This is a genomic window from Variovorax sp. ZS18.2.2 (genome assembly GCF_024701975.1).
Taxonomy (GTDB): Bacteria; Pseudomonadota; Gammaproteobacteria; order Burkholderiales; family Burkholderiaceae_C; genus Variovorax.
On the sequence record NZ_JANLNM010000015.1, the window covers coordinates 25324 to 38119 of the forward strand.

14 protein-coding genes are annotated in these 12796 nt (G+C 64.2%); 13 read left to right on the forward strand and 1 reads right to left on the reverse strand.

Annotated features, from left to right (window positions below):
- Positions 1 to 7 precede the first annotated feature (7 nt).
- Positions 8 to 628 carry a hypothetical protein gene (locus NU688_RS32795; protein WP_257865128.1) on the reverse strand — a complete coding sequence of 207 codons (621 nt, stop codon included), beginning with the start codon at positions 626 to 628 and terminating at the stop codon, positions 8 to 10.
- A gap of 1467 nt (positions 629 to 2095) precedes the next feature.
- Between NU688_RS32795 and NU688_RS32800 the strand changes: the two genes are divergently transcribed.
- The 13 genes from NU688_RS32800 (at position 2096) to NU688_RS32860 (ending at position 12794) form a co-directional block, all read left to right on the forward strand.
- On the forward strand, positions 2096 to 2359 hold the full coding sequence (locus NU688_RS32800; protein ID WP_257865129.1) for a hypothetical protein: 264 nt from the start codon (positions 2096 to 2098) through the stop codon (positions 2357 to 2359).
- A gap of 5 nt (positions 2360 to 2364) precedes the next feature.
- Positions 2365 to 3543 (forward strand): hypothetical protein, encoded by a 1179-nt coding sequence (locus NU688_RS32805; protein ID WP_257865130.1) that lies wholly within the window; start codon positions 2365 to 2367, stop codon positions 3541 to 3543.
- Between the two features lie 27 nt (positions 3544 to 3570).
- Positions 3571 to 4146 (forward strand): hypothetical protein, encoded by a 576-nt coding sequence (locus NU688_RS32810; protein ID WP_257865131.1) that lies wholly within the window; start codon positions 3571 to 3573, stop codon positions 4144 to 4146.
- A gap of 69 nt (positions 4147 to 4215) precedes the next feature.
- Positions 4216 to 4980 carry a transglycosylase SLT domain-containing protein gene (locus tag NU688_RS32815; protein WP_257865132.1) on the forward strand — a complete coding sequence of 255 codons (765 nt, stop codon included), beginning with the start codon at positions 4216 to 4218 and terminating at the stop codon, positions 4978 to 4980.
- A gap of 43 nt (positions 4981 to 5023) precedes the next feature.
- Positions 5024 to 5623 (forward strand): integrating conjugative element protein, encoded by a 600-nt coding sequence (locus tag NU688_RS32820; RefSeq protein WP_257865133.1) that lies wholly within the window; start codon positions 5024 to 5026, stop codon positions 5621 to 5623.
- A 226-nt stretch (positions 5624 to 5849) separates the two neighbouring features.
- Positions 5850 to 8216, forward strand: coding sequence for a type IV conjugative transfer system coupling protein TraD (traD, locus tag NU688_RS32825; protein ID WP_257865134.1), 2367 nt, complete (start codon positions 5850 to 5852; stop codon positions 8214 to 8216).
- The gene (locus NU688_RS32830; protein ID WP_257865135.1) at positions 8213 to 8980 is read left to right on the forward strand and encodes a TIGR03747 family integrating conjugative element membrane protein; all 768 of its coding nucleotides are present in this window, start codon (positions 8213 to 8215) and stop codon (positions 8978 to 8980) included. Before traD ends, NU688_RS32830 begins: the two co-directional genes overlap by 4 nt.
- Before the next feature lie 176 nt (positions 8981 to 9156).
- Positions 9157 to 9435, forward strand: a complete 279-nt coding sequence (locus NU688_RS32835) for an RAQPRD family integrative conjugative element protein (RefSeq protein ID WP_257865247.1) — start codon at positions 9157 to 9159, stop codon at positions 9433 to 9435.
- 51 nt (positions 9436 to 9486) lie between these two features.
- Positions 9487 to 9723: a DUF3262 family protein gene (locus NU688_RS32840; protein ID WP_257865137.1), complete on the forward strand. Its 237-nt coding sequence runs from the start codon at positions 9487 to 9489 to the stop codon at positions 9721 to 9723.
- Between the two features lie 188 nt (positions 9724 to 9911).
- Positions 9912 to 10223, forward strand: coding sequence for a DUF2976 domain-containing protein (locus NU688_RS32845; protein WP_257865138.1), 312 nt, complete (start codon positions 9912 to 9914; stop codon positions 10221 to 10223).
- Positions 10223 to 10777 (forward strand): TIGR03750 family conjugal transfer protein, encoded by a 555-nt coding sequence (locus NU688_RS32850; RefSeq protein ID WP_257865140.1) that lies wholly within the window; start codon positions 10223 to 10225, stop codon positions 10775 to 10777. Before NU688_RS32845 ends, NU688_RS32850 begins: the two co-directional genes overlap by 1 nt.
- Positions 10774 to 11547 carry a PFL_4703 family integrating conjugative element protein gene (locus NU688_RS32855; RefSeq protein WP_257865141.1) on the forward strand — a complete coding sequence of 258 codons (774 nt, stop codon included), beginning with the start codon at positions 10774 to 10776 and terminating at the stop codon, positions 11545 to 11547. The genes NU688_RS32850 and NU688_RS32855 overlap by 4 nt, the downstream gene beginning before the upstream one ends.
- Positions 11544 to 12794, forward strand: a complete 1251-nt coding sequence (locus tag NU688_RS32860; RefSeq protein WP_257865142.1) for a TIGR03749 family integrating conjugative element protein — start codon at positions 11544 to 11546, stop codon at positions 12792 to 12794. The genes NU688_RS32855 and NU688_RS32860 overlap by 4 nt, the downstream gene beginning before the upstream one ends.
- The last annotated feature ends 2 nt before the right edge of the window (positions 12795 to 12796 follow it).

The window sequence follows — 12796 nt, forward strand, 5'->3', positions numbered from 1 at the left end:
GCCTGCTTCAGGGGGCCTCCCCGCGCGCATTGGCGCTATCGTCTTCATTGCCATGATCGTCGCCATCGTTGTCGAGCAGGTAGGCCTCGACCTTGTCCAGGCCTTGCTCCTCGGGTGTGACGTCCAGGGGGCGCAGCCACACGCCCATCGTCACGCCTTGACCACCCAGCGCGCAAAAGCTCATCCAGGACTGCTTCAGGGGATTCCACCGCGGGCGCATGTCCGTGTCCCAGACCGCGCAATACCAGACAAAGTCCTGCTTCAGGAACGCATCGACGACCTGCTTTTTGAGCGCGATCTTGTGCGCCCGGTCGGCGCCCAGCTCGTTCGGAGCTACGCCGACGAGCTTCTTGCCGGCCTGCTTGCTCACGAACGCCAGCAGGACATCGCGCACGCTGATGGCCGCGTCGTTTCCGTCTTCGACGTGAGCCTCCAGGCCGTCGTAATGGCCCAGCCATTCCATCAGCTTGGGGAGCCAGTCGGACAGATCCAGCTGCTTCAGCGCACGAGCAATGACATAGGGCGCATGCGCATGGTCCAACTCATCGCGCCCATATAGCGGCGCCTCTTCATCAGGTTGCAGGGGCTCCATCTGGGCACGCCACCTGGGCGGGTTGGGTTGGTCCATGGTTCCAAGACTTGTTCGTTGCTACACAACCGACGGCCCTGCATGCACGGGCCAGACTCGACACGCAGGAATGGAGTTGGAATTAAAAGCCCTGGGGCAGGGAATTTCCAGCGACATGTGTCGGGAAATTGAGGGCGGTATTTCCTTGACGGATATCCAAAACTGTGATGGGAAAACTGGAGCCTGGTTCAGGCGTTCACTGGTCGGCTCAAAAGGTAGTCCGTTGGCTGAGTCTGGCCGCAACGGTGCCGGGTTCCGCTGCTTCAAGAGTGGGACCGCCGACGAAAACGGGCCGCCGAACCAGAGGTTGATTTAAAGGGCCTGGAGGGTGGGGAAGTGGGGGCGACGCACCCGCCCCCTCGACCTGCCTCAAAAAATTCAGTGGAGGGCGTTCTGGCGTACTGCATGCCGCTTCAATGCAAAAACTCCGCCCCGGATTTATGCGTTTCTTGTTTCTAACGAACAACGACGACTTGGCGGTCGTCTCACGGCGAAGTTATCCACAGGACCGGTGCCCTCCCCTCCCGCACGCGTACGCGCGATGTCGTTGTTTTTAGAGATATGTATTTAGTATGGGTTAGCGTTTTCGGCATTTTAAGTTTTGCGGTTTCGGCATTTGGGGAGAGGGTTTTTGGAGGCATTTCCCTGGAATTCGGAGCTGAGGGGTTGAAAAACGTGGCTTTGATCACGGACGGCCTGTGGATAACTCAAGATCGGCACGGGTTTCGAGCCGAGCTTCGGATCGTGAGGAAGGCATTAATCGGGGAAATCCGTTGGAACAGGCGTGGTTGGGCAAAAGGATGGGGCATTGATGGGCGGTGGTGCGCGGATTTGACCAACCGCGTACGCAGTGGGCAAAAAGTGGGCTACCACGCGACGGTCGCGCAGTGGGCAAAAAGTGGGCTACCACGCACGCAAGAGATTGCGTCAGTCCCTTTCATCAACACCCTAGCCGACGACACGTACAAACCGACGACAAGTTCTGCAACAGCACGGCCGGGATTTGCGAAGCGCCATCGGGTTGGGTCAGCGGTTCCCCGCTGCGCCGGTCGTCGCCCCGGGCGAGCGGCGCAGCATAAGCCCGTAGCTGGTCTTCCCCATACCGGTAAGCCCTTTGCGCGATCACCGCTTTAGAGGTGATCGCGCGCCCTTTGGATTGGGCCATTAACCCGTAGGCATCCATTTGCCCGTCGCAACCGGCCCCCGGTTGCTGCTTTCGAAGGCCATATACACGATAAATCATGTACTGGCAATCGAAAACCATCCTTTTTCTAACACACGGTATCGGCTTGAGACAAACGCTCCTGGCCTGAAGACTTGCCGGTGCTGGCGACGCTTCGAGGCGTCACGTTTGGCCCAGGGCCAAGGGGCCAGTGGCTCGGTCTTCCTCGGTACTCTCTGGTTTCCGACTGCTCCACTGTTCTCGCGGTCCTGGGCTTCCTTGTCAACGGAACCCGGGAGATGTCCATGGCCTCGCGCCACATGAATCCGCGCAGCTCGAATTCGCGTATCTCGATCGGTGCCAAGCTGGCGCCGCATGCCTGCCCCGTGACGATCGAGCGCAGGTACTTGGCCGATACGGGCATCGTGTGCGATGACCTGATTGCCAATGCGGTGGCTCACGCGCAGGAGATGCTCGCCGCGCTCAAGGACGCGCGGTCCGTCAAAAGTGGCCGGGTTCACGCTCGGCTAAGCGGTCTGCGCCGCTTTCCCGGAATGCAGGGGAAGTGATTCTCATGGCCGAACCGGAAGATGACCGCGAAGTCGCTTTGCGGCGCGAACGCGACGAACAGCACAGCCAGCACAAGCGCCAGACTCTCGATGACCTGGATCAGCAGCTGCTGAGCGACGACGAAGAGCGCGAACTGCGCCTTGCGCGGCAAAACCAGCGCGAGGATATCGCCACGTATGACCAGGCTCCGGGCAAAACGCCATCGGTTTTGTCATCCTTCTTCTCGATCTTCAAGCGCGAGGATGTCCCTCGAGAACCGGTCCTGAACGAACCCCACGTGCGACGGGGCATCCCGCTGTGGATGCTTGCAGCGCTCGGCGCGTTCGGAGTTGGCGCCGTGTTCCTGCTATGGAAAGGGATCGACATCTACCGGCAACCCCCGGCAAGCATCGCCATGCTGGCGCCAGGCGTTGCGCAAAGCACGGCGTCCTCCCCCGAAGAGGCGCTGGCAATCACCGAGGCCAGTCGTCAAGCCGCATTGGACAGCAGTCCGCTGCCGAATCTGGAGGGGGCGGCCAATGCGGCAATGGAGCTCTCGGCTGGTGAACCCACATCCTCGAATGCAGTGGCGGCGCAGCCAACGACACCAACTCCCACACCTTCGCCTGCGCCTGCCACGGTATCCCTCGGCGTATCGGCTGCGCCCACCTCGTCGGCCACGGCGCACGAAACCCTCCTCTCAGCAAACGCGCAATCGGATCGTCTTGTCGAGTTGAAGGCGCTCAAAGACCTCCAAGGGCGCATCGCGCAACTCGAATCGCAGTTGGAACAACTGCGATCGGCTCCGTCGGCCAAGCCCACTGCCGTTGTCGCCAATATGGGCGCGACTGGGCCGGCGCCTACATCTACGGCTGCATCCGCACCAGTGACGCCGAGTGCGCCGACGCGCACGCGCTCGACTCGCGTTTCGCGGGCGACCGTCGCCAAGGCTACCGCGCCGGAGCCCGTTCTTGCGGTACCGCCGCCGATGAGCGGCCAATTGCTCTCGGTGGACATGTGGGGCGGAAAGCCCTCCGTGGTGCTCTCCAGCGGACTGCCTGGCGACAAGCGCGTGCGCGTGATGCAGCCGGGCGATGCCTACAACGGCATCGCACTCAAGTCCGTCGACCCGGTTTCCAAGACGGCCACCTTCGGCTACGAGGGCGGTCGCACTTTCACGCTGTCGATCTCTCAGGGGGGATAGGGAATGCGGATGTCGATGACGATACAAATGACGAAGTTCGTGGGCCTGCGATCGCATTGCCCGACCCTCGCGGTGGCGTTGATGGTCGTTCCTCTCGCGCTGGCAGTGGACGGTGCCGCCGCCCAGGCCCGCCCGCTCGGTACAACCCAGGAGCAAAAAACCCAGACCAACACGCGCGAAGTCGGCGCGAATGAACTGACCGCGCGCGATCGCCTGATCGGCGACATCTGGGGCCTGAGCCACGAGGAGATGGCGCGTGCCAAGGTGCTGCTGCAAGGTCCGCGCGCGAATTTCTCGGTGGAGAACCTCTCACCTGTTGAAGCTCTTGGCATTCATGCACGCAGCGATGCCGAGCGGCGCAAATACGCGGAGATGTTCGCGCGTGCATTCCACGCGGATGTGGAGCGCAGTCTCGCTTGGAACAGCGCTTACCAGGAAGCAATCGGCCGGCTGTATCCGAACGAGCCGATCGTGGATTTCAGGGGCCTGCCGAAGGTGAACGCGCCGGTCGGCTCGGCCGACGCGATGAATGTGCCCCGCTCGATGCTGATCGAGGGAGGTGCCCCATCCAGTGCACAGCCTGTGCGGGAGCAGCGGCGTTAGGCCGGCAAAAGCTTCGTACGAACCATGACGCCGCTCACGTCCCTCTTTCAAGATCCGCGACAAGAACGCATGCGCCCTTGCCTGCTGCGTCGCGATCTGCTGGGCGCGTGCCTCGGCGGGTTGACCTTGGGCATGGGCGTCGATGTGCATGCTGCTGGCGAGACATGGCTGCCCTACGCGCCCTCGGAGATCAAGGTGCTGGTGCCGCGCTTGACGGACACCCGGGCCAATGAAGTCAGGACCTTTCTTCCGGGAATCACACGGCCACGCGTGACTCCGCGAACATCGGCGCGGCCCGAACTCGTACAAGCGCTGCGCCGCCCGCCCACTGCCTACTTGCTGACCGCGCAGCGCAGCGGTGTGCCTGCGTGGGTGCTCTTCGGCATCGCCCTGCAGGAATCGCAGATGGCCTTCGGCCGGGCCACGCTGCCCTACCCCTGGACCTTGTGCGTTCGCGGGCGTGGTGAGCGCTATGCCTCCTACGAGCAGACACTGGCCGCCCTGCGCCGTTATGTGCGCTCGGGCATCACGAACGTGGATTGCGGCGCGATGCAGGTCAACTGGCACTGGCATCAGCAGAAGCTACAGAGCTTCGAACAGGCGCTGGACCCGTACCCCAACCTGGCCGTGGGCGCGCGCATCTTGCGCGAGCACTTCCAGGCCCAGGGCAACTGGTTCGCGGCTGCAGGGCTTTACCACGCCGGATCGGTCAATGCATCCAGCACGCGCGAGCGCGCGCTGGACTATGCGCGCAAGGTCTTCGTGCGCCTGCGGCGCATGGGGGTCGATCCAGCCACTCTGCTTCCGGCCGCTGTGGCGAGGCGCTATGTCTGAGGCAAAAGGCCCCACGGCAAGCCTGCATCGCCAGATCGATGCGATGCGCGCCCTCGCATGGCTGTGGGTCGCGTTCATGTACGTCGGCGTGGCCGTCTGCACGGGCATGCTCGGCTCAAGAGCAGCTGGCGCTCAGCCACTGGAGGAGATCCACGACAGCGGCCAGAGCGTGCCGATCGCGCCTTACGTGTCGTACCTGGTGGCCGGGCCGGGCCAGCCTGGCGTGATGGAGGGCTTGGCGTTTCCGCTGCGCTCCCGTCTATCGGCCGGCGTGTTCGATCTGCCGGGTGTCGAGGCGACGGTCTTTCCTGCACGTTGGCTGGTACAGCCGATGTTCGTGCTCGGCACCGACCGGCGTTCGATTCAGTGGCTTCGTTTCAATCGCGAGGCGCTGCGCGCACAGGGCGCATGGGGTGTGGTGCTCGATGCGCCGAACGCGCGATTTTTCAAGCTGCTGCAACTGGAGGCTGAAGGTATCGCGCTTGCGCCGAACCAATCGGCATGGTTTGAAGAGCGCCTCTTGCAGGCAGGCGTGAATGTCTACCCGGTGCTGATCCAGACCGATGGAACGGTGCGGCAGATCCTGAATTCGCAGCCGAATCTGCAGAGGCTGATGCAGACGCAATCTGGGGGGACGCCATGAAGCCTTCACTGGAACATACGTTGTACTTCCCTGTGGACATGCAGCGCGATGGGGGCCACACGTTCGTCCTCTCTTCGACTCGCAGCGGCAAGTCGGTTCTGGCAACGGACCTTGTGTGCTGGCTTGAACATCTGCATCGACGCGAAGCGTCGGCAACGCATGTGCCGAGCCACGGTACCGGTGGTCCGAGTCCGTCTCGCGCAAAAACGCACCCGGGGACCGGCCGATGAAGAACAACACCGTTCTCGAAGCGTTGCTTCGCCCGCCGGTCGAGTTGTGGAGCACGGCCGCGGCTTGGAGCGTGGCCCTGGTGGCGATGGCCGCGCCCTGGGCCCTGATGATGCCGCCGTTTCTGGGGTGGGTGGCGGCGGCCATCGCCTTGAGCTTTGGCTGGGTGCGCATGCGCCAGGCGCTGGAGGTCATCCGCTACCAGAAAGGACTCAAATTCTCCAAGCTCACCCGCGTCGCTCCGCACCGGCTGCCGGTCACCAAGGACAACCTGTACCTGGGCGAGGGTTTCGAGTGGACCCAGCAGCACACCCAGCGCAAGCGCGATGCGCAGCGCAAAGACGCTGAACCCTTCGTGCGGCCCACTGCCAGGGAACTGGCGCTGTCCAGGCTGGGCGATCGCATGCGGACGTGGTCCGAGAAGACGCTCGGCTCCGCGCCGGGCTCGCCAACCCCGTCTGCGGCCCTGCCCACTTCCGGCACTACCACCACCGCTGCGCCTTCCGCTTTGAGTGTGGCAGGCGCGCGCGCCGTGCATGCCCTCACCACCTTCGGTGGGCCACTCAATCCGTTGCGGGCGCATCTGGATCTGGGCGGCTCGCCAGTGCTGCACGGTGTCGGCAGCCTGGAGGAGCGGCCGGTCGTGCTGCGGCAATCCGCGCGCAATGGCCACCTGTTGGTGATGGGCACCACGCGCGTGGGCAAGACACGTTTGCTGGAGCTGCTCGCCACACAGGACATCCATGCTGGCCACGTGACCATCGTGATCGACCCGAAGGGCGATGCCGAGCTGATGATGCGCCTGTACGCCGAGGCCAACCGCGTCGGGCGCGCGGACCGTTTCTATCTCTTCCACCTGGGCTACCCGGAGATCTCGGCGCGCTACAACGGCATCGGCAACTTCTCGCGAATCACCGAAGTGGCCGCGCGCGCCACCAACGCGCTGCCCTCGTCGGGCAACTCAGCCGCGTTCAAGGAATTCTCCTGGCGCTTCACGAACATCGTCGCGCAGGCCCAGGTCGCGCTTGGGCGCATTCCGACCTACGACACGCTGCTGCGGGATGTGACGGGGATCGAGCCGCTCTTCATGGACTACGCGCACATGGTGTTCCGGATGCAGGCGGCCGAGGGACTGCACACGGACTACGAGCAAAAACTCGCCAGGAACGAGAAGCTGCTATTGGACAAGAAGCTGGCCGTCGATCGCAATCTTCAGTCGCGTTCGGCAGACGTGGTGGCGATGATCCTGTGGATCAAGGAATCCCGCGTCACGGACAACGTGCTGCTGGGCCTGGTCGGCGCGGTGAGCTACGACCGCTCCTTCTACGAGAAGATCATCGCGTCGTTGGGACCCTTCCTGGAGAAGCTCACATCCGGGGCCGTTGGCAAACTGATCAGCCCGGACTACTTCGACATCAACGACAAGCGGCCGATCTTCGACTGGATGAGCGTGATCCGCCAGGGTGGCATCGTCTACGTCGGACTGGATGCGCTGTCCGACTCGGTGGTGTCGTCGGCCGTGGGCAACTCGATGCTGGCCGACCTGGTGTCGGTGGGCGGCAAGCTCTACAAGACCGGCCTTGATCCGCACCATCCCGAAGGCAAGCTGGTGCTGCCGACGGTGTGCGGGCATTTCGACGAGGTCAACGAGATCTGCGGGCCGGAGTTCGTGCCGATGGTCAACAAGCTGGGCGGCTCGGGTTTTCGGATCACGGCCTACACGCAGTCGTTCTTCGACATCGAGGCCAAGGTGGGTGATCGCGCCAAGGCTGGCCAGATCATGGACAACTTCAACCACCTGGTGATGCTGCGTGTGCGCTCGGTCACCACGGCCAACCTCCTGGCTGAGCAGGTGCCGCAGGTGGACGTCGTGCATCTGACGCCGATGTCGGGGGTCACCGACACGGCCGCGCAGGGCACAGGGGTGGATTTCACGAGCAGGAACGACGACATCGTCACCTCCACCAAGACGCCGATGATCGAGGCGGCCGACATCCTGGAACTGCCCCAGGGCCAGGCCTTCGCGCTGCTGGAGGGCAACCGACGCTACAAGATCCGCATCCCGCTGGCCGATACCCGCGGTGATGCGTTCGTGCCGGAGTCCATCAAGAAGGTGGCCACCGATATGAAGCGGCGCTATCGCACCAGCGAGCAGTGGGCCAGCGAGACCGATTGGCTGGGCGCGCAGCCCTTGGGTGCGGGCGCGGCAGGGCTGATTGATACCTCGCTGGCGAACGTGCCGGACGGGATCGATGACGACGCCGATGAGTACAGAGGGGACGGCATGCGTGGTCCCGATGGCAACAGCGGCAACGTGCTGAGCAATCAGGCCGTGCTGGGCAATGTGATGGGGCACGGGGCATGAGCGCGCCGTCGCGTGGCCCCGTCCGCCCGCGCACCCGCGGGCCGGTGGAGCTTGCGCTCGAAGTGACCATGGGCCTGTTCTTCGTGGCGATGTTTGCCTGGTTCATCGGACTCCTGATCGAGATCGTGGGCAGCTACACGCTCTGGAAGGGCGAGGGTGTCGTCCATGCACGCCATCTGGTGGAGCAGGACCTGGGCTACATCGCCGCGGCGCCGCGCAGCCTGCTGATCGACGACACGGCGGCGTTTGCCCTGCAGATCGTGAGATGGGTACGCATGCCGTACGAGCGGGTGGGGCTGCTGCGCTGGTATCAGGGCCAACAAACAAGCCTGCAGACCGCAGGCGAATCGGGCAGTGCGCGCAGCGCGGCGAATCCGATCGGTCAGGGTATCAAGCGCACCACGCGGTCGATCTTCACAACGTTGGGCCAGTGGGCCGTCATGTCCATGCACGTCGGCATGGACGTGCTGCTGCGTCTGTCGGTAGCGCTTTTTGCGCTGCCGGCCTTCGTACTGGCCTGCCTGGTTGGCGCGGTCGACGGGCTGGTTCGCCGCGATCTGCGCCGATGGGGCGGTGGGCGCGAGAGCAGCTTCGTCTACCACCACGCCAAGCGCTACACGAGCTGGGCGCTCACGGGCGGATTCGGTCTGTACCTCAGTTGGCCCTTCGGCGGTTTCAACCCCGCCTACATGGTGCTCGTGTTCACCGTGCTGGTCGCCGCAACGCTTTCCACCACGGTGGCGGCCTTCAAGAAATACCTTTGAGCACAGACGGCACCGCAATGACCGATATGGCCGACATGTCCCCATTCACAGCAATGACCTCACACAACACCCATCTGGAACAGCATATGCCTTTGCCACTCGCAGTCCATCGTCCTGACGCACGCACGAACGTTCCGCATGGTAGGGCGAGTAGGGCCTGGATCATCGCTGTGTTGATGGCCTGCCTGGGCACGGCGGCTTCGGCGCAGGCCGGCCTTGCCGACGATGGCGATGAAGAGCGTGAGCAGCTCGCGCGCATCGACAACGAGCTCGCCCAAGTCCAGGCGCTGGTGACGCGCGCCGAGCAGTCGCAGCCGGCCACCCCGCGCGTGCGGTTTCGCTACGACTGGCTCCAGCGCGATCTGCAGCTGCTGCGAGAAGGTGTGCGCCAGCACGTAGACGCGCCGCGCCAGCCCAGACCCGTTCCGCCGCTGCGCGGCGACTACCGCCAATGAGACCAGCTTGGCATCGCGCGACCGACGAATCCAAACCAAGAGCCCAGGCCCATGAACCAAGACATGTCCGCCGGTTTCCTGCGTGGATCCGGCATCGACCCGAACGTGCTGAAGGTCGTGCTGTTGACCGTATCCACAGGGGCGATCCTGGTCGTGTTCGGCTGGGTGATGGTGCAAATCATCGCCGAGTTCAGCGAGGAGCGTCTGACCTCCGCACAGGCGCTCTGGAGTGGCGTGAAGGCCACCGTGGTCGTGTGCTTCCTGTTGGCGTTCCTCTTCCAGTTCTAGCTGACCCACGTCAGGTTTTCATTTTTTCCCGCGTCCTTGCAACCCTTAGGAGTCCCATGAAACATCTTGATCGTTCCCACACCCATTCCATGGCGACCGGCCCTGGTCGCATTCAGCGCCTGCGGGATCTCGCGCGCCGAGCAAGCGATCGCGCACGCACGCTGATGCTGGTACCGGCAGTAGCACTGATGTCACACCCTGCATTCGCAGAGTTGCCCAAGATCAAGGCGCCCTCGGACGGCATCGGCGGCATCGCCGTCGACGACAACAACTGGCTCGCCCAAATGGGCGCCTGGTTCAAGATGGGCGTGACGATCCTGGGCCTTATCCTGGGGGCACTGGGCTTCATCTACGTGGTCTCAGGCGCGCTGCAGAAATGGAAGCAGTACGCCGCGGGGCGAGCTGAGATCGGCGACCTGAAGGAGTACTTCATCATGGGCGCGATCCTCACGGTCTTCCTGGTCGTGATGATCGGCTACGCCACGCAGACGTTGGCCTGATGAGCGAGAAGATCGCTTCGCAGGCCAGCGCCTCGGGCAGCCCGGGCGGCATGGATGCCGCCCGGGCGCGAGCGCCGGTGACGGACCGGGTCAATGCGGAGCCGTCGATCTTGAACGGCATGACGTTGACCGAAGCGCAAGTGATCGCTGTCGCATCGCTCGCGGTGTTCGTCGTCATCGGCGGCTTGGTCTTCGCGGTCACGGGTCTCTGGCAGGTGCTGATGTTGCTGAGCATCTTCGGCCCTGGCGTCACCCTCTGGTATGCCTCCACCTTCCTGCAGCGTGTCAAACGCGGCCGGCCGGACGCCTACTACACCCAGTCCATTCATCTGTGGCTGGCCGAGCGCAGCCTGGTCCGCCCGAAGTTCATCCGTCATGACGGATGGTGGGAGATCGGGCGTTCGCTGGACTTCTCGCTGGCGAGTGCGTTGGAGCCAAACGCAGACGACCTGGCGGTCACTGCGGCGCCCGCATTGGCGTCGGGGACTGCCCCGAGGCCAGCCCTGCTCACGCCACAACCGGCCTTCACTTCAGCCCATCCTTCATCTTCATGAGCGGACTCCAGTACCTCGATGCGCTCGCCACTGAGCGCGCCCATGCGGCCACGATGCGTCGCGTGATCTTTGTGGTTGCCGCCCTTGGCGCCGTGGGCATCTGGTTCGCATCGACCGTTCCCAAGAACATCGATCTTCACCTGGCGCCCGATGTGAAGGCCGGCGATACGGTGCGCGTGAAGGGCGGCGAGGCACCGGTGCCGCCAACGAACGTCTACGGCTTCGCTTACTACATCTGGCAGCAGATCAATCGTTGGCAGACAGATGGCTCCAAGGACTACGGCCAGCAGATTTTTAATTTTCAGGCCTACCTGACACCGCGTTGCCAGGCGCAGCTCACGGCCGACATGGAGGCGCGCCAGCGCGCCGGCGAGCTCCAGCTGCGCACGCGCCAAGTCTCGGAGATCCCGGGTTTCTCGTTCGCATCGAACCGGGTGGTGGATGAAGGCTCCTTCGCATGGACAGCGCTGCTGGACATGCAGGTCACCGAGACCTTTCGCGGCCAGCCGGTCAAGGACGTGTTCATCCGCTACCCGGTACGCGTGGTGCGCTACGACGTGGACCGAGAGCGCAACCCCTGGCGCCTGGCATTGGATTGCTTTGGCAGCAATCAGCCCGCGCGATTGAACGAGAGCGATCTTCGCGAGAGCCGCACGAAACGTCCGACGGTGCCAGCGCTGCCGAGCAACGTCAATCCGTCGGCGCTGCCCGAGGCGGTGCCGCTGGAGCGCGCATCCGCTGCGTCCCCCAAACCTCAAGCCACCCGATGAGCGCGATCATGAAAACTCTCCCCCTTGCCCTGCCACCGGTTCGAAGCACGCTGCGTGCTGGGGCCAACCGCGCAAAGTGCGTCACGAGCATCCTCATCGATGCGGTCGTGGAACTCGGACACGCTGCTGCCATTGCCGCCATCGCGATTCTCTTCGGGATCGCGATCGGCATTTGCGGGGCCATCGGTACAGCGCATGCGCAGGAGGTGCGCGAGCTCAGCCTGTCGAACATGCCGCCGGATCTGATCTCCGACACTGCCGCGCCAAGTGGCTCGATGGCCCCGACTGGAAACGGCATGCAGCCTGCGGCGGCCGCGCCGGTCAAGGTCGATCTGGGCTCCATGCCGGTCGCGGCCGCCGGGCCTGGGGTGCGAACAGGCGTCGGAGCTGGCGGAAGCGACGGCGAGGTCTTCGCCAATACACCCGCACGCTCGGCGGCGCGGGCGGCGCAAGGCCAGCGAGTGGGTTCGGTTCGCCGCGTCAACAGCGCCGCGCCAGCGGGTGCCGCCGAACGCGCGGTGTTCGTGCGTGAGCCGATTCGCGTCACGCTGCAGGTCGGACGCGAGCGGCTGATCACACTGCCGGCGCCGGCAGCGCTGCATGTGCCGGTAGACATGGAGTCGGTGGCCCGGCTGGAGGTCATCGACCGAACCATCTATGCCCGGGCGCTCGTACCGTTCACGCCCCTGCGCATCGTTGCCGAGCTGATCGACTCGGGCCAGCAGATCCCGCTGGATCTTTCGGCGAATGCGGCCAGCACGGCAGCGGGCGAACTGGAGGTGTCGGTGGTCGACGCGAGTGGTGTGGGCTCTGGTTCTGGCTCGGCCCCCGCTGTGTCGGCTGCGGCGTCTGACGAAGGTGGTCGTGCATCCGGCGAGCCGCCCGCGGCCGACATGGTGCAGCTCACGCGCCATGCCGCTCGCATGCTCTATGCCCCGCGCCGCCTGGCCTGGGCCGCACCGAACGTGCATCAGGTGGCGGTGAACAACCAGCCGGTGAACGGACTCTTGCGCGGCGTGGATGTCGCGGCCGCACCGTTGGGGCAGTGGAAGTCCGGCAGTCTGTACGTGACGGCGGTTCGCGTGACGAACTTGTCCACGCGCGCCCTGGAGCTGCCACTGGAGAGCATGCGCGGCCGCTGGCTGGCCGCGACCGCTCAGCACGGGCGCATTGGCCCCAAGGGGTCCGAGACGGACACCACTGCGGTCTATCTGGTGTGCGATAGAACCTTCGAAGCTTGCCTCTGACC

Bases quoted from the DNA above. Each gene is read 5' to 3' on its own strand.
- NU688_RS32820 (WP_257865133.1), top strand. From the start codon at position 5,024: ATGCGCGCCCTCGCATGGCTGTGGGTCGCGTTCATGTACGTCGGCGTG.
- NU688_RS32840 (WP_257865137.1), top strand. From the start codon at position 9,487: ATGAACCAAGACATGTCCGCCGGTTTCCTGCGTGGATCCGGCATCGAC.
- NU688_RS32795 (WP_257865128.1), bottom strand. From the start codon at position 628: ATGGACCAACCCAACCCGCCCAGGTGGCGTGCCCAGATGGAGCCCCTG.
- NU688_RS32810 (WP_257865131.1), top strand. From the start codon at position 3,571: ATGACGAAGTTCGTGGGCCTGCGATCGCATTGCCCGACCCTCGCGGTG.
- NU688_RS32830 (WP_257865135.1), top strand. From the start codon at position 8,213: ATGAGCGCGCCGTCGCGTGGCCCCGTCCGCCCGCGCACCCGCGGGCCG.
- NU688_RS32855 (WP_257865141.1), top strand. From the start codon at position 10,774: ATGAGCGGACTCCAGTACCTCGATGCGCTCGCCACTGAGCGCGCCCAT.
- NU688_RS32850 (WP_257865140.1), top strand. From the start codon at position 10,223: ATGAGCGAGAAGATCGCTTCGCAGGCCAGCGCCTCGGGCAGCCCGGGC.
- NU688_RS32845 (WP_257865138.1), top strand. From the start codon at position 9,912: ATGTCACACCCTGCATTCGCAGAGTTGCCCAAGATCAAGGCGCCCTCG.
- NU688_RS32800 (WP_257865129.1), top strand. From the start codon at position 2,096: ATGGCCTCGCGCCACATGAATCCGCGCAGCTCGAATTCGCGTATCTCG.
- NU688_RS32860 (WP_257865142.1), top strand. From the start codon at position 11,544: ATGAGCGCGATCATGAAAACTCTCCCCCTTGCCCTGCCACCGGTTCGA.
- traD (WP_257865134.1), top strand. From the start codon at position 5,850: ATGAAGAACAACACCGTTCTCGAAGCGTTGCTTCGCCCGCCGGTCGAG.
- NU688_RS32805 (WP_257865130.1), top strand. From the start codon at position 2,365: ATGGCCGAACCGGAAGATGACCGCGAAGTCGCTTTGCGGCGCGAACGC.
- NU688_RS32835 (WP_257865247.1), top strand. From the start codon at position 9,157: ATGGCCTGCCTGGGCACGGCGGCTTCGGCGCAGGCCGGCCTTGCCGAC.
- NU688_RS32815 (WP_257865132.1), top strand. From the start codon at position 4,216: ATGCGCCCTTGCCTGCTGCGTCGCGATCTGCTGGGCGCGTGCCTCGGC.